This is a genomic window from Aeromonas sp. LsrichE-8G (assembly GCF_022869435.1).
Classification (GTDB): Bacteria; Pseudomonadota; Gammaproteobacteria; order Enterobacterales; family Aeromonadaceae; genus Aeromonas; species Aeromonas caviae.
Genome location: NZ_JALIHH010000287.1, coordinates 1 through 19,499 on the forward strand (window position 1 = coordinate 1; position 19,499 = coordinate 19,499).

The 19,499-nt window shown below is 62.0% G+C and carries 15 protein-coding genes, 1 pseudogene and 1 CRISPR repeat array; of the genes and pseudogenes, 2 read left to right on the top strand and 14 right to left on the bottom strand.

Going from position 1 to position 19,499, the window contains the following annotated elements:
- The 11 genes and pseudogenes from MUW49_RS21335 to MUW49_RS21385 form a co-directional block, all read right to left on the bottom strand.
- Nucleotides 1-111, bottom strand: a pseudogene (locus MUW49_RS21335) (ATP-binding protein); the annotation flags it as partial.
- Nucleotides 112-125: 14 nt separating this feature from the next.
- Entirely contained in the window at nucleotides 126-1,667 is a 1,542-nt protein-coding gene (gene istA / locus MUW49_RS21340) for an IS21-like element ISAs29 family transposase (protein ID WP_010673729.1), read from the bottom strand.
- A gap of 243 nt (nucleotides 1,668-1,910) precedes the next feature.
- A CRISPR array of direct repeats spans nucleotides 1,911-4,873; the repeat unit is 29 nt; unit sequence CGGTTCATCCCCGCGGACGCGGGGAACAG.
- A gap of 84 nt (nucleotides 4,874-4,957) precedes the next feature.
- Nucleotides 4,958-5,251: a type I-E CRISPR-associated endoribonuclease Cas2e gene (cas2e, locus tag MUW49_RS21345; protein WP_043153355.1), complete on the bottom strand. Its 294-nt coding sequence runs from the start codon at nucleotides 5,249-5,251 to the stop codon at nucleotides 4,958-4,960.
- A complete protein-coding gene (gene cas1e, locus MUW49_RS21350; protein WP_052816515.1) occupies nucleotides 5,251-6,165 on the bottom strand; it encodes a type I-E CRISPR-associated endonuclease Cas1e in 915 nt (304 codons plus the stop codon). The genes cas2e and cas1e overlap by 1 nt, the downstream gene beginning before the upstream one ends.
- On the bottom strand, nucleotides 6,165-6,776 hold the full coding sequence (cas6e, locus tag MUW49_RS21355) for a type I-E CRISPR-associated protein Cas6/Cse3/CasE (RefSeq protein WP_052816516.1): 612 nt from the start codon (nucleotides 6,774-6,776) through the stop codon (nucleotides 6,165-6,167). The genes cas1e and cas6e overlap by 1 nt, the downstream gene beginning before the upstream one ends.
- Nucleotides 6,767-7,414, bottom strand: a complete 648-nt coding sequence (gene cas5e, locus MUW49_RS21360; RefSeq protein WP_052816517.1) for a type I-E CRISPR-associated protein Cas5/CasD — start codon at nucleotides 7,412-7,414, stop codon at nucleotides 6,767-6,769. Before cas5e ends, cas6e begins: the two co-directional genes overlap by 10 nt.
- A gap of 1 nt (nucleotide 7,415) precedes the next feature.
- Nucleotides 7,416-8,552 (bottom strand): type I-E CRISPR-associated protein Cas7/Cse4/CasC, encoded by a 1,137-nt coding sequence (gene cas7e, locus MUW49_RS21365; RefSeq protein WP_052816518.1) that lies wholly within the window; start codon nucleotides 8,550-8,552, stop codon nucleotides 7,416-7,418.
- Nucleotides 8,553-8,572: 20 nt separating this feature from the next.
- The gene (gene casB, locus MUW49_RS21370) at nucleotides 8,573-9,088 is read right to left on the bottom strand and encodes a type I-E CRISPR-associated protein Cse2/CasB (protein ID WP_043153340.1); all 516 of its coding nucleotides are present in this window, start codon (nucleotides 9,086-9,088) and stop codon (nucleotides 8,573-8,575) included.
- On the bottom strand, nucleotides 9,085-10,617 hold the full coding sequence (casA, locus tag MUW49_RS21375) for a type I-E CRISPR-associated protein Cse1/CasA (RefSeq protein ID WP_043153336.1): 1,533 nt from the start codon (nucleotides 10,615-10,617) through the stop codon (nucleotides 9,085-9,087). Before casA ends, casB begins: the two co-directional genes overlap by 4 nt.
- Before the next feature lie 14 nt (nucleotides 10,618-10,631).
- Complete coding sequence (gene cas3 / locus MUW49_RS21380) at nucleotides 10,632-13,331, bottom strand: CRISPR-associated helicase Cas3' (RefSeq protein ID WP_244813214.1); 2,700 nt, start codon at nucleotides 13,329-13,331, stop codon at nucleotides 10,632-10,634.
- A gap of 41 nt (nucleotides 13,332-13,372) precedes the next feature.
- A complete protein-coding gene (locus MUW49_RS21385; RefSeq protein WP_052816520.1) occupies nucleotides 13,373-13,579 on the bottom strand; it encodes a hypothetical protein in 207 nt (68 codons plus the stop codon).
- 430 nt (nucleotides 13,580-14,009) lie between these two features.
- On the opposite strand from MUW49_RS21385, the gene MUW49_RS21390 reads away from it, so the two are divergent.
- The gene (locus tag MUW49_RS21390; protein WP_052816521.1) at nucleotides 14,010-14,450 is read left to right on the top strand and encodes a hypothetical protein; all 441 of its coding nucleotides are present in this window, start codon (nucleotides 14,010-14,012) and stop codon (nucleotides 14,448-14,450) included.
- A 337-nt stretch (nucleotides 14,451-14,787) separates the two neighbouring features.
- On the opposite strand, the gene MUW49_RS21395 is transcribed toward MUW49_RS21390, so the two are convergent.
- The 3 genes from MUW49_RS21395 to waaF form a co-directional block, all read right to left on the bottom strand.
- Nucleotides 14,788-15,666: a DMT family transporter gene (locus tag MUW49_RS21395; RefSeq protein WP_049636086.1), complete on the bottom strand. Its 879-nt coding sequence runs from the start codon at nucleotides 15,664-15,666 to the stop codon at nucleotides 14,788-14,790.
- Nucleotides 15,667-15,777: 111 nt separating this feature from the next.
- Entirely contained in the window at nucleotides 15,778-17,046 is a 1,269-nt protein-coding gene (gene waaA / locus MUW49_RS21400; protein ID WP_052816522.1) for a lipid IV(A) 3-deoxy-D-manno-octulosonic acid transferase, read from the bottom strand.
- Between the two features lies 1 nt (nucleotide 17,047).
- Nucleotides 17,048-18,145: a lipopolysaccharide heptosyltransferase II gene (gene waaF / locus MUW49_RS21405; RefSeq protein WP_010676107.1), complete on the bottom strand. Its 1,098-nt coding sequence runs from the start codon at nucleotides 18,143-18,145 to the stop codon at nucleotides 17,048-17,050.
- Between the two features lie 339 nt (nucleotides 18,146-18,484).
- Here waaF and MUW49_RS21410 point away from each other — a divergent pair, with 339 nt between their 5' ends.
- The gene (locus tag MUW49_RS21410; RefSeq protein ID WP_010676108.1) at nucleotides 18,485-19,261 is read left to right on the top strand and encodes a glycosyltransferase family 2 protein; all 777 of its coding nucleotides are present in this window, start codon (nucleotides 18,485-18,487) and stop codon (nucleotides 19,259-19,261) included.
- Nucleotides 19,262-19,499: the final 238 nt, after the last annotated feature.

Below are 19,499 nucleotides of genomic sequence, written 5' to 3' on the forward strand. Positions count from 1 at the left end.
GATGAAGGGCAGCCCTTCGTAGGTACTTGCCTGTTCCAGTTGTTGTTGCACGGCATCCGCCATGCCGGTCAGTTTCAGGTGTCTCAAGCGGGTCAGCGTTTGTTGGGTCATGGGACGTATCCTCTTTAGTGGAAGCTCTGGGGGCCGCGGATGTTCTCGTGCTCTTGCGGCAGTTCTGGATAACTGAGCGGACTTGCGGACAGTTGGTCGCGGCCACTGGTCAGCACCGACTTGAGCTGCTTGAGCCGCACCAGTCCTTCCCGGTTGGCCAGCTGGCAACAGGCTTCGACTCGTGATGGCGGATACTCCCGGCTAAGACTCAGCAGTCCCAGGCAGAGTCGGTATGCCTGCTCGGCATGGGCTTTCTCTGCCAGCCGTTCGCTAACCCAGCACAAGGTGCCCGGTCCGATGTCGGCAGCCCACTGCTTAAGACGCCCTGGCGTCCAGCGTTGCTGCTTGCTGTGACGTTCCGGCATGTGCTCAGGGAGTGTGCTCATCCCCGGGATGGTTTTACGCGGATGGCTCGCGACCAGCTGTTGCTGGTGATAGACCTGAAGCAGGGTATCGCCCGCATGGAGCTCCAGTTGCTGACCCACATACTGGTGCGGCACCGAGTAATGGTGCTGCTCATAGCTGACGTGATAGTCGATGTTGACCTTGACCGTTTTGATGGCGACATAGCGATAGGGATGCACCGGTAGTGACCCCAGTGCCGGGCGGTCCAACTGCTCAAACGCCTCGCGTCGGTTACCGGGCAGCTGCTTGAACGGGCGCTCGTTGAGCTCATTCAACAAAGCCCGGATGCACTGGTTTAGCTCGGCAAGCGAGAAGAAGGTCTGATGGCGTAGGCGAGCCAGGATCCAGCGCTCGACGATCTGCACACCCACCTCGGCCTTGGCTTTGTCCTTAGGCTTGTAAGGGCGAGCTGGCATCACCGCCACCTGATAGTGCTCGGCCAACTGCTGGTAGCTGGGGTTGAGCTCGGGATCGTATCGGCAAGCCTTGCTGACACCGCTCTTGAGGTTGTCGGGGATCAGCAGTACCGGTGTCCCGCCGAAAAACTCAAAGGCACGGACATGGCTTTGCAGCCAGTCCGGCAGTGACTGGGACCAGGTGGCCTCGGCAAAGGTGTAGTTGGACGCACCGAGCACGGCGACAAAGACTTGTGCCTGACGGACCTCACCCGTGGAGGGCGAGGCGATGGGCACCGTGGGCCCGCAGTAGTCGATAAAGAGCTTTTCCCCCGCCTTGTGGATCTGGCGCATGGAGCGCTTTTGCAACTGACACCAGGACTTGTAACGGTCACAGAACTGGGAGTAGCTGTAACAGCTATTGGGATAGCGCTGGGTGTACTCCTCCCAGAGCAGCTGTTTGGAGACCCCCTTGCGCTTGAGCTCCTGATGGACAGAGGGCCAATCCGGCACAACATGGCGGGCCGAGATGGTGGTATCGGCCTGCGGATAGAACAGGGCAGCCAGTCGGCCATCATCAAGCTCGGTAGGTAAGGGCCAAGTAAGGCCGAGCGCCTGGGCACTTTTGAGGAGTTTCTGGATGGAGCCGACACTGACCTTGGTACAGATACTGATTTGGCGAACAGAGAGGTCAGCTTCCAGCCGCAGTCGCAGCACTTCACGAATTTTACGCATTGCAATCCTCTTGGCAGACATAGGCTCTTCCCTGGCAAAAGGGAGAGCGTATCAAAGGTTTTTAAATCAATGCGTTAAGGATGATTCCGGTGAATGTGAACAGTGATTCCGGGATGTTGAACACTGTTTCCGGAAAGGAGGGGCAAAGTGTTCAGGTTGAACCGGAATGAGCGTTCACATTGGTCCGGAAATGGTGTTCACGTTGAATCGGAATTGGTGTTCATGATCGGCCGGAATATGCAGCGTTGAGCTGTTGGCTGCTATCGGTTCATCCCCGCGGACGCGGGGAACAGTCGATTGCTTGATAGTCCTCGCGGCGGTATCGCGGTTCATCCCCGCGGACGCGGGGAACAGCCGTAACGTCGAGCGACTCCGATATAATGAACCGGTTCATCCCCGCGGACGCGGGGAACAGATTCAGGATCAAACCCGAATAAATCGGTAACACGGTTCATCCCCGCGGACGCGGGGAACAGTTGGTTGGCAGCAGGTCAACATAGTCAGCCGTCGGTTCATCCCCGCGGACGCGGGGAACAGAACCTGGGCATACCGTTGGTACTGACGACAATCGGTTCATCCCCGCGGACGCGGGGAACAGGCGTCCAGCACCACCTCTATCCGGTCTGATGCCGGTTCATCCCCGCACGGACGCGGGGAACAGAGCCACCTCGATAATCTTCTCCACCTGCAGGCCGGTTCATCCCCGCGGACGCGGGGAACAGGTAGCTCCCGAAAATGCAGAGCGTAGACTGCACGGTTCATCCCCGCGGACGCGGGGAACAGACGGCGCGGCCATAGACGAGGATGTCAACCACCGGTTCATCCCCGCGGACGCGGGGAACAGTCGGCCTCATTGCCGCGCCTATGCCATTCCATCGGTTCATCCCCGCGGACGCGGGGAACAGTGTGGCAAGACACGCTTCAGATCAGTTTTACTCGGTTCATCCCCGCGGACGCGGGGAACAGGCGACGGCACCGAAGGCGACACGGCAATCATGCGGTTCATCCCCGCGGACGCGGGGAACAGCATTTTTTGCATTTGCGGGTGCTATTCGCCATCGGTTCATCCCCGCGGACGCGGGGAACAGTTTCGATAACAGTCAGCGAGGGAGTCAGCATCCGGTTCATCCCCGCGGACGCGGGGAACAGACAGTCATACGACATCAGCGCTGTGAAGTTGTTCATCGGTTCATCCCCGCGGACGCGGGGAACAGAGAGCCCCGATAGTGGAGTAAGTGCCAACGAGCGGTTCATCCCCGCGGACGCGGGGAACAGCCATTACAGGCGTTACCAATTCGGCCGTCAAACGATTCATCCCCGCGGACGCGGGGAACAGTACCTTTCCAAATTCGGTGACAAGGTAATGGACGGTTCATCCCCGCGGACGCGGGGAACAGAGATTCACTCTAAAGCCAGGCGTTTCAAAGAGCGGTTCATCCCCGCGGACGCGGGGAACAGATATCGCCAGCCAGGGCCGCGCTTGCTGCTGCCGGTTCATCCCCGCGGACGCGGGGAACAGGTCAGCAGGCTCTCAAAGCTGCCGATGGCGACCGGTTCATCCCCGCGGACGCGGGGAACAGCGATCCCGCTCCCGGCTGCACCACTCGATCTCCGGTTCATCCCCGCGGACGCGGGGAACAGTCAGGGCAGCCGCGCCGCCCTTCGTAGGAGATCGGTTCATCCCCGCGGACGCGGGGAACAGGCAACCCGTCTAGGTGGGGCCGTCTCGATAACCGGTTCATCCCCGCGGACGCGGGGAACAGTCACCCCGGCCATCAAGGCCGAGATAGACCAGCGGTTCATCCCCGCGGACGCGGGGAACAGGGCGTTGGGTATGTCGAACGCAGGGGCGAGTTCGGTTCATCCCCGCGGACGCGGGGAACAGTTACCGAGGCCGAAGAAGATGGGACGGTTACTCGGTTCATCCCCGCGGACGCGGGGAACAGAGATTGACCGTGTACAGAGTGAAATGGGCGATCGGTTCATCCCCGCGGACGCGGGGAACAGATCGTTTCAGTCATGATCCAGGGCCTCCAGATCGGTTCATCCCCGCGGACGCGGGGAACAGCCGCTGTCGTAAATGGCCGAGCGGATCACGTCCGGTTCATCCCCGCGGACGCGGGGAACAGCTGGTCACTACCGTGATGAACTGGATCAAGGACGGTTCATCCCCGCGGACGCGGGGAACAGCAGCGTCATCTGCCCGAGCTGGCGATGGACATCGGTTCATCCCCGCGGACGCGGGGAACAGAATTTTCCAGTACGACCAAGATTCTGCCCTGACGGTTCATCCCCGCGGACGCGGGGAACAGTCTAAATCTGCCATAGCGCCCCCTTGGTATTGCGGTTCATCCCCGCGGACGCGGGGAACAGAGTATGACGACATTCCTCAAGACGATTCAGGTCGGTTCATCCCCGCGGACGCGGGGAACAGTAGACGCGGCGGCCCTTGATAAACTCCAGCCGCGGTTCATCCCCGCGGACGCGGGGAACAGGACCGAGCGGGGCTGCGGCTCGATCTGGATGCCGGTTCATCCCCGCGGACGCGGGGAACAGATTCCCCACAGATTGCGACGCACAGCACGGCGCGGTTCATCCCCGCGGACGCGGGGAACAGTCCCGCCAGCAGTTCATCCTGCACCCCACTGGCGGTTCATCCCCGCGGACGCGGGGAACAGTTAACGCCTATGGCAAAGGCCCGCTGTTTGCGCGGTTCATCCCCGCGGACGCGGGGAACAGACTCCGGCAACTCCAGCCTGGAAGGCGCTTGGCGGTTCATCCCCGCGGACGCGGGGAACAGCACTGAAAACCGGAGAGCCTCCCGAAGAGCTGCGGTTCATCCCCGCGGACGCGGGGAACAGTTCTCCATCACCACGGCAGCGCGGCGGCGCTCCGGTTCATCCCCGCGGACGCGGGGAACAGAATCAGCCAATGTACGGCGATCATCAAGGGGGCGGTTCATCCCCGCGGACGCGGGGAACAGGACTGCATGCTGGGCAGGAATCACCTCCCCCCAGGTTCATCCCCGCGGACGCGGGGAACAGGAAGAGCTGACGCGCACGCAGCGGGCCATAATCGGTTCATCCCCGCGGACGCGGGGAACAGCGACCGCTCAGCGTCTCGGCTATGGCGCACAACGGTTCATCCCCGCGGACGCGGGGAACAGGAGCTGGTGGTATCGGTATGCGGTCTCTCCGTCGGTTCATCCCCGCGGACGCGGGGAACAGACTTAACATATGCTATTGATTTTTATGGTTTTTTCCAACCATGAAAAAGCCACCGACTAGTCCAGATTGTTAATGAACGCTAAGCTATTGATTTTCAATGGGTAGAAAAGAGACCAATCGGCAACCATCGAGGTCCACCGGCACCCTGCGATTGGTCCCCAGGGTTTGAAAGTCAAAACCAGAATCGTTATTAGCGGGCCAGGCCATCACGATATTGCCCTGCTCCACCAAAGCCTCGCACTGCTGCCAGATCATCTCTCGCACCCGGCGCGACACCTCTCCCACATAGACACCGGCACGCACCTCGAGTAACCAGACCGCGAGCCGGCCGCGCAGGCGCGGCGGCACATCCTCGGTGATCACCACCAGCATGCTCATCACTGACTCCTGTGACCGGCATCCCCCATGCCGACGGGTTCGGGGATGGCGGGCGGCTGGGCATCTGCAGGGGCGTCTGGCGGGGTGATGCCCCCGGCCGAGAGCACCTCCTCGATAAGCGGGATGAGTTTCTCCAGGGTGCGCTGCTTGTTGAAGCTGTCACGGCAAGCCAGGCGCACGGCCCGATCCGGGTTGGCATCCCCCCTTGCGGCAATCTCGAAAGCCTGGGGCACCACTGTCTCAAACTTGATAATGTCGGCGATGTCATAGACAAACGAGAGCGGCTTGCCGCTATGGATAAAGCCGATGGCGGGGGCATACCCTGCCGCCAGGATAGCTGCCTCCGTGATGCCATAGAGGCAGGAGGTAGCGGCGCTGATACATTGATTGGGCAAGTCTCCCTTGTCCCAATCCTTTGGGTCGTAGCGCCGCCCCTGCCACTTCACCCCATAGCGGGCGGCCAATAGCTTGTAGGTCTCCCGCACCCGTGCCCCTTCGATGCCGCGCAGTTGATCTACCGAGCGGCGGCTGGGGGGCGGCTCACCAAAGCGCAGCTCAAACATCTTGCGCACCACCTTGAGACGCAAATCGTCATCGAGGGCCAGCTTGGCCTGATAGAGCAGCCGGTCGGAGCGAGCCCCGCCCGGCTGGCCTGCTGCATAGAGGCGTACCCCGGCCTCTCCCACCCAGACCAGCAGGGTCCCCGCCGTGGCCGCCAGCTTGACGGCGGCGTGCGAGACCCGGGTGCCAGGTTCGAGCATCAAACAGGCGACGGTGCCGATGGGGATGTGAGTGCGTACTCCCTCTTTATCTACCAGCACAAAGGCGCCGTCGATCACATCGAGCTGGCCATATTTGAGAAACAGCATGGCCCGGCGGTCCTTGATGGGCAGCGGCTTGAGGGGCGGCAACATCAGGCTTTACCCAGTGAGAGCAGACCACAACCCAGAGACTTGGCCGGGCCAATCCCACCTTGCAGCGCCGCCAACAGGGCGTGGGTGTCGTTCACCCTTAAATAACCCTCGAAGGTGGCCGTCAGTACGCTCAGGCGACTATCGCCCTTACGTCCCTGCTGCATGGTCGAGCCGCTGACCACCCCCTGTAGCAGGGTAAAACCGTGGCGCTCACCCTGGCGGGCGAGCCAGGCCAGCTGATCTTGTTCGTGACACAGGCCCCGGCGCTTGCCATCCCGGGTCACGGTCGGATTGGCCTGCAGGCGAAAGCGATAGGAGCCTTCAGGTTCGAGCCACTGCTCGGGGGCAAAGTGCTTCTCTTGCACCTCTCCTTGCAGGTAATAAGGAAGATCGCGCAGCGGCCCCCAGTTACCCGCGGTTTGCGACTGCACCAACAGCTGTGGCTGTTGCCAGTTGGCCGTGGGCTCGAGGCGCCACAAGAATCGCTCTGGCGCCGTCTGCTCATCGGGCGCGAAGGCCCGGGCCAGAGTGCGATGCAGGTCATAAGGATTGGCCAGATCCCGACGCGCCTCCCGGCTTTTGGGGTTGAGGATCAGTTTGCTCAGGAACATGGCGCCTCCTGCGGATCCAAGGGCTGGGTGGTAACAAAACGCGGCCCGAAGCGGCGCTCGGCAAAGGGGGCAATGGGTTGGTCGAGACGCACCGCCCCTTCACTGGCCTCGAGCAGCAGACGGCGTACCTGACGCCCTGCCCCTTTGCTCAACTCGGGATAGTTGCGCAAGGCAGTCAGGAGATCGCTCTCATGCAAGCCATCTGGCAGGTAAACCGGCGGTGAAGGCAGACACCCTTTTCGGCCCAGGCTCAGGGGCCAATGGGGGTGGCGCAGCGCCTGGTGAATACACGCCAACAGGGTGGCCTCCCCCTCGAAGCCAACCAGAAAGGCGGCATCACTCAGGTAGTAGCGGGGGCTGACCACGGTGCGATTCATGTCGACCTTACCGGCCGCATTCAGGATGCCGGTGGCGGTCTGATAGTCGCGCAGCACCACCCCTTCCCTGTCTACTCGCACGCCCATGATGAGGGCGGCGAGATCGTCGACCGGCTCGCACCTATCCCGTCCCAGAGCGGCGCAGACCAGTCCCAGCACCCCCGACTTGGAGGGCTCTAGCTGGGTATCGCGTTCATCGAAGCGGCTGGTGGTGCCCCAAGATTGCAGGGGCCCCTGAAGCCGCAGTAGCAGTGTCGGCATCTTACTCCTCCCACAGGGTCTCGACGGCATCGCGTACCCAGGCGGCCAGATCGCTGACCGAGCTGCGGGACAGGCTGTTGTCGAGCTGCCACTTGCCGGTGAGGTCGATATGGGCCCAGCGATCGCCGGCATCCCCATAGACGGGGGCGAGCTTGCGCTCGTAGTCAGCGAGCGCCGCCACCGACTGTTCGGTCAGGCTCTTGTCATGGCGCGGCTGGATGGGGCGCTCGAAGGCGTTGGCCAGGTTGAGGGGGCTTTTACGCAAACTCACCCCGATAAACTCGGGCAGGTTGTGAGCGGCAAAGCTGTTCTGTTTGCCGGTCGGGATGGCGCGCACCATGGCCTGGATCAGGGCCTCGATGGCAGAGGCGGTAAGCTCCTTGTCCTCTTGCAGGTTGTTAAGCAACTTGCTGACATCGAGCGCCGCGTAGCGATAGAAGGTGGCAGAGTTGAACTCGACCTGACCAATCATGCCGGCACCGGTCTCATCGGGACCACCTACATCATCCACTGCGGTGAAGTAGTCAAAGTCACGCTCCACCCTGTGAGTGCTGATGGCATGGGCCACCTGGCAGGCGGCATCCTGATTGACCTGAGGCAGGTCGGCCAGCATACGGCCAAAGAGGGCGACATCCACCGCCTTGCCTCCATCGAGCAGCGCCTTGGCCTGCTTGGCCAACTCGGTCGGGATGGCGGCCTTGCTCTCTTTTTTCCCCTTTTTCTCACCCACAGCCGGGATGATCAGGGCGTCCCAGTGCGCTTCAATCAGTGCGGCAAAACCGGCAATCTCGCGCTCACCCAAAAACAGCAGATATTCGGTCTTGCCATCGTCCTTGAGCTTGAGCCCCGCGGCAGCGAGGGCCACTTCAATCTTGCCTGCCGCCTCTTCCTGATCACGCCCGGCCAGTCTTTCCAGCAACAGAGCCTGCAACTTCTTGGTACGCAGCGCCCGATACTCGGCCGGGATCAGTTGCTGGTCACGGCTATAGAGGCGAACGGCGCGCTTGAAACACTGGCTACTGACACGCGCGCGGCGCTGGCCACCGAAGAGGGCATCCTTGGGCGCCCCGGTATCGTCACGGTTGAGGTTGGAGGGGGCAAAATTCTGGATCAGATGCAGTTCAACAAACAGGGTCATGGTTTCTCTCCTTGAAAGATTTAATCGTTTGAATCGGCAGTGGCCGCGACTCGGTAAAAGTCACTAGCCCAACGGCGACGCAACTTGTCGAGCGCCTCGGGACGAGTGGGGTTAAGCCAGTCGGCGAGATCCCAGAGCAGGCGCTGATAATCGATGGCCAGCTCATGGGACCTGAGCAGAGTCACGCAGTGGCGCAGTGGCTCGGCCAGGGTCTCGCCATCGCTCTCGAGCAGGGCGATAAAGCGTCCCTCGATGGATGGGCTCTGCTCCTGCTTGCGATAGAGAACGCCCATCGCCTTGGCTAGGGTCATCTCACTGTGCTTTGGATGGAGCGCAAAAAGCCCGGCCACCAGGTAGTGGGACTGGCGACGAGCCGAGTCGGGATGCTCATCGGCTGCGATAAAGGGCTCAACGTAGGGAAAGACGCGGGGCGCCGTGCCGGGGGCAAAGGTGAGACTGCGGCGCAGCTCGGCCAAAGCCCCGCGGTTGCTTTGTGACAATCGCTGCAGATGGTCGACAAAAGGCTGATCACTCATTGAAGCTCTCCTGTTTCGTTAAGGGCTGTCAGTTGCTCCCGGATGGCAGACCACAAGCGGGGCTGCGCCTTGGCATTGGCACGCCAGAGGCGAGCGCCGCCTCCCTGGCTGGCCAGCAGGGTCTCCCACGCCGCCAGGGCGGCCTCTTTCAATACCTGCTGCCACTGCCGCTCGGCGACATCGGGGTCTTGTTCAAGCTGCGCCAGGGTGGTCATCAGGGCGCGCTCGGCGCGGGCAAAGAAGAGCGGTGCAGCGGGACCAGCATCAAACAGGGCTCGAGCCCGGCTGCGGGTATCTTTCTGCTGGCTGTCTGGCAAGGTATCGGCAATCAGTTGGACGGCAACCCCTTTGAGCGAGGCAAACAGGGTCTCGGCCATCTCCAACATATCTCGGGCCGTTCGAGTTATCTCGGGTTGCTCAAGAAGGGCCAATGGCAACGCCAAGTGTTCTACGCGCCAGCGCAGCAACTTGGCTTTATCGCTGGCCAGCCCGGCCACCAGCAGGCGAAGGTGTTTTTTGCCCAGCGATTTGTTTAAGCGGGTGGCGCTGTCGAGGATCGCTGCCGGAGCCGACTTTTTATCGCCCCCATCAGGCAGCAACGCCGGCAGGTCGCGCCAGAGGGCTCGCCCTTCACTGAAGGTGAGGCGCACAGGTCCCATGCTGCCTTCCCGGAAGTTGACCATGGGATCGGGGGCGTGGGGATCCTCTTCCAACCCCTGCCCGGCGGCAAAGCGCAGCCAGCGGATAGCGCCATCATCTTCTCGTTGAAACAGCACAGCCCGGGTCTGACGGGTATAGCGATCATTGGGCCCAGAGGCGAGTAGGGGCGCGGCCTTGAGATCGGCGACGGTGAGCGCGGGCCGCTCCCAGCTCGGCAAGTCTTCATGGTCAGGCGAGGCGGGATGCAGGCTCAGGATAAGAGTCTGCGCCAGGGACTCACCCAGTGGCAAGGCGGCCGCCGTATTCGCCAGCGGGCCCGCCTTGTCGGCATCACGAAACACCTTAACCAGACCACCCGGCGTACACTGCAAAAAGCCGAGCAGGGTCCGAATGGCATGAAGCGGCGAAATGGCTCCCGGCGCAGTGTCCACCGAGTGGTTGAACACCACGGGGGCATTTCCGCTGACGCTGGCCAGATCGATCTGGGTCCAGGGTTTGAACTTTTCACCGGTTTCGGCCGCCGTGGCCAAGTCGGCCACCTGCATAAAGGGATGCTCGGGGTGAAACAGCCAGAAGCGATCGCGCCACTTTTCCAGATAGGTGGTCATGGCCTCAGTAGGGAGCCCCTGGGTAAACCAGTTGCGCAGGTCTCGCTGCCCCCACTCTGGGGTCTGTGCGCTTAAGGCCCTGTGGGTGATGGCCAGCAGCAGGCGATACTGGGCCATCAAAGATGGCGGCGCCGTCTCGGCCAAGGCCACTATCTGCGATGCCTGCTCAAAGAGGGCCAGCAGGCCCAGCTCCCTGACCTCGCCGCTGAGCATCCTGACCGGCAACCAGGGCTCGTCGAGCAGATTAAAACGCATTGTCATTGTCACTCCTTTGGTTATTCCCTGTTCCGGTAGATAAGCCCCAACTCCCCATCGAGCCAAACCACCAGCCTGCCATCCAGTTGCGCCCTGCCGTCGCTATCGAGCAACAGCGGGTAGCTGTAGCGAAGCAGCGGGCTCTGATCAAAGGCTTGCACGTCGGGTTGCTGCTTGATGGCCTTAACCAGGGCTTGATTGGAGAGGTTGAGCTGGCGGGCGCAGAGTTGGCAGGCCAGTTCAGTTGAAAGCGGTGCATCGAGCGCGAAGGGCTCAGCATCATGCGTCAAGGCCACCCCCTTGTCAGAGACAAAGAGCGGAATCACGGTGACGCTGGGTTTGCCCAGCCGGGTGCAGTTAATTAAGCCTTTGTCCTCGCCCTCCCCCTCTTCGTAGCCTCTGGGTTTGTTCGAATAAGTACCAAGGTCCGCATCGGCCCTGATAACAATATTGCGGGCCAGCTGCCGCTGGTGTTGCTCTGCAGCCAGATAAGTGGCGTAGCTGTATTCCTCGATATATTGGCGTAGCGCCTCACTCACCGAATCGGGTAACTCTCCATCGCCATATACGGCCTGCACCAGCCGATCGATATCCTGGGGCAGTTGCAAGCTGGTTTCGCCGAGGAGCCGTACCCAGGTCATGGCGAGCAGGTAGGGATCGTAGACAAAGCGCCAACGGGTGGTCGCCAAATCGGGTAATTCACCGGGTATGAGTCCGGCTACCGTCAACACCGGCTGACGATGAAGCTCGGGGCGATGGGGGCGCTGATGGCGATGCAAGCGCCCCACCCGCTGCAATAGCAGATCGACTGGGGCGAGATCGCTAATTAGAAAGTCAAAATCAATGTCCAAAGATTGCTCGACAACTTGGGTTGCCACCAACAGAGCCCGAACCGGACGCTTCCCCTCTTTTCCAAAGGTGGAGAGCACGGCAGCTTCTCGCTGTGCCCGTTCATCGGACGGGAAACGGGCATGAAAAATCTGCAGGGTGAGATCTTCCGGCGCTTTGGCCTTGAGCAGGCTATATAGCTGTTGCGCTCGCTCGACCGTATTGACGATGATGGCGCCGCAACCTCCGTGGGTCAGGGCCTCAAGTGCTACACAAAGCAACTCCTCGGGTGTAGTACCGCATCCGGCCAACCGGACGGGCTCCATCATTCGGCTTTCTATCTGGTCATCCCAGTCGAGGCCCCTGTCATCGGCAAGCACCAACCGCGGATAGGCAAGCTCTGGCAGCATTGCAGGGTCAACTCGCCATGCCTTGAGCAAACCATCACGACGCTTTGTTGGCAGAGTGGCACTCATCAGGATAACTGAGCAGCCCAGGCCTTTTAGCCAGCGCAGCAGCGCTTCAATCAGCCCTTCGGTATAGGTGTCGTAGGCATGTACCTCATCGAGCACCACCACTCGATTGGCCAGCCCCCAGAGCCGCACGAAGTGATGTTTGACATTCAGCACAGAGAAGAGCGCCTGATCGATGGTGCCCACTCCATAGGGAGCGATCAGCGGTCGCTTGCGACGGGAGAACCAGCGGGCGGCTTCTACTCCCTCACTCTGCTTGCCATCTTCACCCCACACGTCCTTGAGCGCGGCCATCATCTCCTGACGAACGGCGCCACCGTGGATCAGTTGCAGATCGGGCGCCGAACCGTGTACAAAAGCATCCATAAACTGGCGAGCACGGGCAAACAGTGCATTGCCGGTGGCCTGGGTTGGCAAGGCCAGATAGAAGCCGCGATGGCCATTCGTACGCTGCAAGTGCAGATGCGCCATAAAGGCGAGCTCTGTCTTGCCCTCCCCCATGGGGGCCTCCACCAGCAGCAAAGCGGGCCCTTGGCTCGCTTGTAACAGCTCTATACCCTGGCTCTGCAGGGCTCGTGGTATGACAGGCTTATCGGCAGCCAACATTTGGCCAAGTTGCCTATCAAGTGGGACGGGTTCTGCGAGCAAAGGTGAAAAGGAACGCCAGCCGATCGCTGTCAGCGCCTCATGAGCCAGTCTTTTGGCATGGAGGTAGTGTTGCCTGAGATCGTCGTGACGAATACCGAGGGGAAACCACTCGAGGTTAGAGCCGATCCAGTCGGAAATAGAAGTCAGCCCTGCCAGCCAATTGATGGCGGGCAGGGTCAGCGTGTCGGCCGTGATCACTCCCGGAGGAGAGAGCACGGCCCAGTAAGCATCGAGCAATGCCTGCCTGGCTTGTGGCCAGACGGGGTCTTCACGAGCAGGCAATCCCTTTTCAATTTCCTTCTGCTTGAGCGGATAGCCATGGTGAGCGCCAACCGCCTCAGACACTTGCTGACACCAGCAAAAATCGGTGCCGGTTCGCGCCGGTAGCCACTCTTCCAGAATGGCGGTCGTCGCCCAGTCATGCCGATCACTGCGCAGCGATGCATCGGCAAATGTCAGCCCTTGCGCCTTCGCAAGCGCCAGCCCCAGGGGCCATTTGGCCTGAAACCCCGGGATCGCCTTGCCCACGTCATGCAACCCGGCCAGCGCCGCCAACCAGCGGGGGGCCGTCTCAGCCGCCAGGCCAAATTGCTTGGCCAAATGTTGATGAGTGGTGACGGGTTCGAGCTCGAGGATCGACTCGGCCACCGCAGCCACATCCAGCATATGAGCCAGCAAGGGGTGACCCTGCTTATCGCTGCTTTTGGCCCAGAAGATAGCGGCCTGCGGATTGAGGCATGAAAACAGGATGGGATCTTTTAGCTCTTCCATGTCGGCACCTTTCTATCCTTGCTGCCCATTATTTCACTCACTCACAGGCTGGCCCACTGGCACAGATGTCTCGTGTTTTTTAGTCCCGCCGTCGTGGTGGTATTCACGCTCTGGTGAAGCTCAAGGGACGATAGCACCTCGAGCTCGCCGCTAAAGCGCACCAGCTCGCTCTGGTCGGCGTAGGGGAAGCGCAGGCGAATATGGCCGCTTGGCTCTAGGGTCTGGGTTTGATCCTGATGCCACTTCATATCCCTGACCCAGGGGCGGCGGATGAGTCAAAGCGCAGTTCAGCCTGCTACAGGGTGCTGCCGGCAAAAATGCCGTAGCCATTGGTAAACAGGCGAAGTGCATGGACTGGCCAGAATCAGTCAAAACTGATAGTTATCTTGCCAGAGTGACCTGGATGGGACCATGGCATAACACCGGGATTGTGCGGGGGGTCATTTAAATAGTGCTGGTGGATGGGGTCGGTAGAGCAGGTTAGGAAAGAGGACGGGTCGAGGACGCTGACAGGATTACGCTACTGGAACTACGAACCGGCCGACCCGCCACCGGAACCCCAATTGCAAGCATTGCCCTTGGTAAACAGACCATATCAGTGGTGGCAGGGATAGACAACTACCAGGCATTGTACGGCGCAAACACCAGCCTGTTGCCACGTGATGCCAAGGAGACCATATGATGACCGATCAGCCAGCTTTTGTTCCTGTCCTTACAGTGATGGTGGACTACGGAGGGGCACCGTTCCTGTGGCTCAAAGAGTCACCAGATGAACCAGGTTACGTGAACGACTGCATGTGCGAGGGCGATGGATACTGCGAAGATGACCCAATTTCGGAGGAACTCTGGAGGCAGTTTTCCCCTTGGGCGCTCGAATTCAATCGAACAATGTACAACGACCATGCTCTTGATCCCGACCGCTGGGATTGGGCTGCCTTTCACGCACGCGGCCTGCAACTAACCCGCCTGCTCAAAGCAGAGGTGGGTGATGCGTACCGAGTGCTTTATTGCAAACCTGTAGAAGATCCCGCGTTTAAGCAGGACGAGTACAGGGAGGTCTTGGCCGACGGAACCATAGTTCCCTTCCATCCTGATCTGGATGGGTCTGCCGGCTCTTAGTCTATTGAGCTGCTGCTTCAACCTGTAATAGAACGCAAGTGGTATCACAAACGGTATCAAACACACTTTAACGCAACAAACAAAACCACTCATTTATATGATTTTTAATGATTTATTAATTTCAATCTATATTCAGATCCAGAACATCGAGTGATCTCCCTCATCGATGCACCAGCCCCCGCCACCCGGGGGCTTTTTTATGCTCTTTTCCCGCAGCGCTCAGCCGCCTGACTGATGGCAGCCTCGAGCAAAGGGAGCCCGACATGTACCATCACGCAAAGAGGGTCTGCCATGCAGACCCTCTCCTTCTTTTCTATGCATCCCCCACCCGCGCAGGCTAGACCGGTGACTTCAGCCTTCGGCTGCGCAGCAGCAAGGGAAGCTGGTAGAGCACCAGAGCGCCCAGCACCAGGCCGGCGCCGGCCAGCTTGGCGGGGCCCAGCGGTTCGTCATAGAAGAGGGTGCTTAAGATCAGGGTCCAGACCGGTTCGAGCAACATCAGCAGGGCGGCGTGGGCCGTGGTCATCCGGCTCAGGGCGTGGGTGAGCAGCCAGTAACGCAATGTGGTGGCGATCAGGACGCTGGCCGCAAACCAGCCCCAGATACCAGTGCCGATGCTGGCGGGCCACTGCTCGGTCAGCAGGGAGAGCAGGGTGCCGAGCAGTCCGGTCACCGCCAGCTGGATGCAGGTGAGCCAGGTAGGGGGAATGGACTGGGCGAAGTGGCGGTGCACCGCGAGCTGAACCCCCAGGGTGGCGGCCGCCGCCAGAAACCAGAACAGGGAGAGCGACACGCCCCAGTGGGTGCTGCTGGAGAGCAGCAGCAGACCCGCGACGGCCACGGGCAGAGTCAGCCAGTAGTGACGGCCGGGTCTGGCCTTGAAGGCGGCCCAGGCGGCGAGCGGCGCCATCAGGGTGGCCACGCTCATGATGAAGGCGCCACTGCCGAGGGCATCGCTCTGGCTGATGGCGGTAACCCAGAACAGCAGGCTGGCCCCGAGCAAGGTGCCACACCCGGCGGCACGCAGCAGTTGTGAGCCACTGGGGGGCGGCTCGCGCAACCAGGCGAGCGGCAAGAGCAGCAGGGCGGCCAACAGGAAGCGGCTGCCGATAAAGGCGGCGGTGGGCAGTTCGCGAATCGCCTCTTTCGAGAAGAGCCAGCCAGCGGCGGCCAGCAGGGTGACCAGTATCATCAACAGCAGGGGAGCGCGGTTCATCGGAGCATCACAGGGTCAGGGGCAAAGGGCAGAGCATAAAGGAAAGGGACGCGGATTGTCTCCCGGGGTTTGGCAGACATGCTGGCGGGGCGGCCACCACGCCGCCCCGCCTCAGTCGTCACTTTCCAGGCTGGCGAGGCAATGGGAGAGGGTGCGCGCCAGCGCCCCCTGGTTGCGCAGCACCACGGCGCGGGCCTGCTCCCCCATCTCGCGGCGAGCAGGGGCATCGCCGAGCAAGGCGCTCACCTTGTCACCGAGCGCCTCGGCATCCGCCACCACGGCCGCGCCCCCCTGGGCCACCAGCTGGCGGGTGATGTCGCTGAAGTTGAAATAGACGGGGCCGGTCAGGCAGGGTTTGCCCAGCGCCGCCGGTTCCAGCAGGTTGTGACCGCCCACGGGCACCAGGCTGCCACCGACAAAAGCGAGATCCGCCGCCGCCAGCATCAGCGGCAGCTCGCCCATGGTGTCACCCAGGTAGATCTTGTCCCTCTCGCCGACCGCACTGCCCGCCGTACGCCGCACGCAACCGTAGGGGGCGCACAGCTCGGCCACCCGATCGAAACGCTCGGGATGGCGCGGCACCAGGATCAGCAGGGCGGAGGGATGGGCCTTGAGCACCCGATCGAAGGCGGCCAGCACCTGCTCGTCTTCCCCCTGGTGGGTACTGGCGGCGATCCAGACAGGTCGTGCCTCCCCCAGTTGCTGGCGCAGGGCACGGCCCCTGGCCTGCACCTCGTCGCCAAACTGGATGTCGAACTTGATGGAGCCGGTCACCGCCAGCTGATTGCGCCCTATCCCCAGTCGATGGAAGCGATCCGCATCGTCCTGATGCTGGCACAGCAGGTGGGTCAGCGGGCGGCTCAGGGCATCGAAGGCACCCTGGAAGCGACCATAGCGCTGACAGGATCGCTCCGAGAGGCGGGCATTGAGGATGGTCACTGGCAGGTGCCGTGCCTCGCAGGCCGCCAGCCAGTTCGGCCACAGCTCTGTCTCCATCACCCAGAGGGCGCGGGGCTTGACGGTGCTCAGAAACGCCGAGACGGCCCAGGGATAGTCGAGAGGCGCATAGCGGTGCACTACCAGATCCCCGAGCTTGGCCGCCTGTTCGGCGCCGGTGCGGGTGGTGGTGGTGAGCAGGATGGGCAGCTCGGGGCGCTCGGCCTTGAGGGCGCGGATGAAGGGGGTGATAGCCAGGGTCTCCCCCACGCTCACCGCATGGATCCAGAGGGGGGCCTCCTGTCCGGTCGGCGGCAATCGTCCCAGATGCTCGGCCCAGCGCGCCCCGAAGCCGGGCTTGCCTTTTTTGGGCTTGTAGAGCGCCAGCAGCGCCAGGGGCAACCCCAAGTGGATCAGCAGGTTGTAGAGCAACCGGTAGATCATGCTAGCTATTACCTGGTTCAGCAGCGGAGGATTCCACCGGCTGCCGCACTATGGTCAGATCTGCCGTTTCCCCACGCTCCAGCCGATTTCCCGCCTCGATGACCTGTTCCGGCATCAGTTCGATCAGGCACTTGAGGTGGCCGAACTTGCAGGTGCGCTTGAAGCAGGGGCGGCATTCGATGTCGGTGTGGACGATCTCGACCCTGTCCGCCAGCGGTGGGGTATAGAGGGGCGAGGTGGAACCGTAGACGCCGATCAGCGGCCGGTTGAGGGCGGCCGCCACGTGCATCAGGCCCGAGTCGTTGGCGATGACCCGACCGGCCAGCGCCATCAGGTCGATCGCCTCGTGCAGGCTGGTCTTGCCCGCCAGCACGTGGCAGTTGGGGCGCGACAGGGGGTTGATCCGATCGCGGATGGTGTTGGCCACGTCCACGTCCTTGCCCGAGCCGAAGATCCATACCTGCCATCCCTCGTCGAGGTGCTTTTGCGCCACCACGGCGTAGTGCCCTTCCGGCCAGCGTTTGGCCGGGCCGAACTCGGCCCCCGGACAGAGTACCAGCACAGGGCGGGCACGATTCAGGCCGAGCCGCTCCAGCGCCTTGCCCTGGTTGATGAGATCAACGTGCAGGGAGGGATGGGGAATAGCGGGAATGTCGTCCCGGCTCTTCATCTGCCCCTTGGGGTAGGCCAGAGCCACATAGCCTTCCACCATCAGCGGGAAGGCCTGCTTGTTGCTGCGCATGTCGTTGAGCAGACCGAAGCGGTGCTCCCCCTTCCAGCCGGTGCGCACCGGGATCCTGGCAAACCAGGGGATGAGGGCCGACTTCATGGAGTTGGGCTGGATGATGGCCTGATCGTACTGCTCGGCGGCCAACTGCTTGCCAAGGCGGCGGCGTGCCCCCAGCTTGAAGTCACCGTGGCCAAGCGGCATGGGGATGGCCTTGTCCACCTCGGGCATGCGCTCCAGCAGCGCAACGCACCAGGCCGGCGCCATCACATGGAGCTCGCTGCCCGGGTGGTTGCTCTTGAGCGCCTTGTAGAGGCTCTGGGACATCACCATGTCGCCGACCCAGGAGGGGCCGATCACCAATATCTTCATCGCGCGTCTTCTCTCGGGACTGGCCCGGCTGTTGATCGTTACTGGGCGAGATTATGCCCCAAGAAAGGCCGAAGAAATAACAGAAGATACCCGTCTGCTCCCGCAAAACGCCTACCTGGCAGGATCTGCTCCCCCGCGCATCCCTCCTGAGGCCCTCTTCCACCCGGACACGGCGTGCCCTGGGCCACCGACTGCCGGGTAGCAGAGATCCCCCTTCCCCCGCATTCAAAAGCGGGCACACCGGGCCCTCGGGTCATGCCCCGCGCGGGGTTTTAGGCTAGAATGGGCGCCAATCCGAGCATGACCCGCCCGCCGGGCACCAACAAGAGTCCCTTGCCTGTGAAAAAACCGACCCTGGCGGCCGTCCTGATCGTCAAGAACGAAGCCGACAACCTCCGTGCCTGCCTCGCCTCCCTCGAAGGCCTGGCGGATGAAATCGTCATTCTCGACTCCGGCAGTCAGGATGACACCCCGGCCATCGCCGCCGAATTTGGCGCCCGCTTCTTCGTCAACACCACCTGGCCCGGTTTCGGCCGTCAGCGCCGCCTCGCCCAGTCCCATGTCCAGTCGGAGTGGGTGCTGTGGCTGGACGCGGACGAGCGGCTCACCCCGGAACTCAGGGAAGCCATCCAGGGGGTCATGGCCAACCCGGCCAGCGACACCATCTACTCCATCCCGCGCCTCTCCTGGGTGTTCGGCCGCTTCATCCGCCACAGCGGCTGGTACCCGGATCGGGTGCTGCGCCTCTACCCCAAGGCGCTGACCGGCTACAACGAAGCGCTGGTACACGAGAAGGTGGAGGTGCGCGCCAACATGAAGATCGTCAACCTGCAGGGCGACCTCCTCCACTACACCTACCGGGATCTGGAACACTACCTGGTCAAATCCGCCGGCTATGCCCGCGCATGGGCCGATCAGCGCACCGCCCGCGGCAAGAAGGGATCCCTCGGCCAGGGGCTGGTCCACGCCGTCGGCTGCTTCCTCAAGATGTACCTGCTCAAGGCCGGTTTCCTCGACGGCAAGCAGGGCCTGCTGCTGGCCATCCTCTCCGCTCACTCCACCTTCGTCAAATACGCCGATCTCTGGGTTCGCCAGCAGCCCCAGCAGCCGAAATAGGGCATCGCCCCACAGATCTCATTCATGACTCACCCCTTGTTCCAGCGGGACGAGGGGCAAACCCCATGGCCAGGGATCGGCGCAGCCCTCGCGGGGCCGCTCACGGCGCAAACCCGGGCGCCACGGACGAAAACTGGCCGCTATAAGCCGAATGCATGGATATTGGCAACATGACCCGACTCCGGCTTATACCGACAGGTTTCCCCTGCCCGGGGCCCGGGCAGGCCCGTCAAGGGGG

What these genes read in the sequence shown, in the direction of transcription:
- istA (WP_010673729.1), bottom strand. Translation starts at nt 1,667, where the DNA reads ATGTCTGCCAAGAGGATTGCAATGCGTAAAATTCGTGAAGTGCTGCGA.
- cas2e (WP_043153355.1), bottom strand. Translation starts at nt 5,251, where the DNA reads ATGAGCATGCTGGTGGTGATCACCGAGGATGTGCCGCCGCGCCTGCGC.
- cas1e (WP_052816515.1), bottom strand. Translation starts at nt 6,165, where the DNA reads ATGTTGCCGCCCCTCAAGCCGCTGCCCATCAAGGACCGCCGGGCCATG.
- cas6e (WP_052816516.1), bottom strand. Translation starts at nt 6,776, where the DNA reads ATGTTCCTGAGCAAACTGATCCTCAACCCCAAAAGCCGGGAGGCGCGT.
- cas5e (WP_052816517.1), bottom strand. Translation starts at nt 7,414, where the DNA reads ATGCCGACACTGCTACTGCGGCTTCAGGGGCCCCTGCAATCTTGGGGC.
- cas7e (WP_052816518.1), bottom strand. Translation starts at nt 8,552, where the DNA reads ATGACCCTGTTTGTTGAACTGCATCTGATCCAGAATTTTGCCCCCTCC.
- casB (WP_043153340.1), bottom strand. Translation starts at nt 9,088, where the DNA reads ATGAGTGATCAGCCTTTTGTCGACCATCTGCAGCGATTGTCACAAAGC.
- casA (WP_043153336.1), bottom strand. Translation starts at nt 10,617, where the DNA reads ATGACAATGCGTTTTAATCTGCTCGACGAGCCCTGGTTGCCGGTCAGG.
- cas3 (WP_244813214.1), bottom strand. Translation starts at nt 13,331, where the DNA reads ATGGAAGAGCTAAAAGATCCCATCCTGTTTTCATGCCTCAATCCGCAG.
- MUW49_RS21385 (WP_052816520.1), bottom strand. Translation starts at nt 13,579, where the DNA reads ATGAAGTGGCATCAGGATCAAACCCAGACCCTAGAGCCAAGCGGCCAT.
- MUW49_RS21390 (WP_052816521.1), top strand. Translation starts at nt 14,010, where the DNA reads ATGATGACCGATCAGCCAGCTTTTGTTCCTGTCCTTACAGTGATGGTG.
- MUW49_RS21395 (WP_049636086.1), bottom strand. Translation starts at nt 15,666, where the DNA reads ATGAACCGCGCTCCCCTGCTGTTGATGATACTGGTCACCCTGCTGGCC.
- waaA (WP_052816522.1), bottom strand. Translation starts at nt 17,046, where the DNA reads ATGATCTACCGGTTGCTCTACAACCTGCTGATCCACTTGGGGTTGCCC.
- waaF (WP_010676107.1), bottom strand. Translation starts at nt 18,145, where the DNA reads ATGAAGATATTGGTGATCGGCCCCTCCTGGGTCGGCGACATGGTGATG.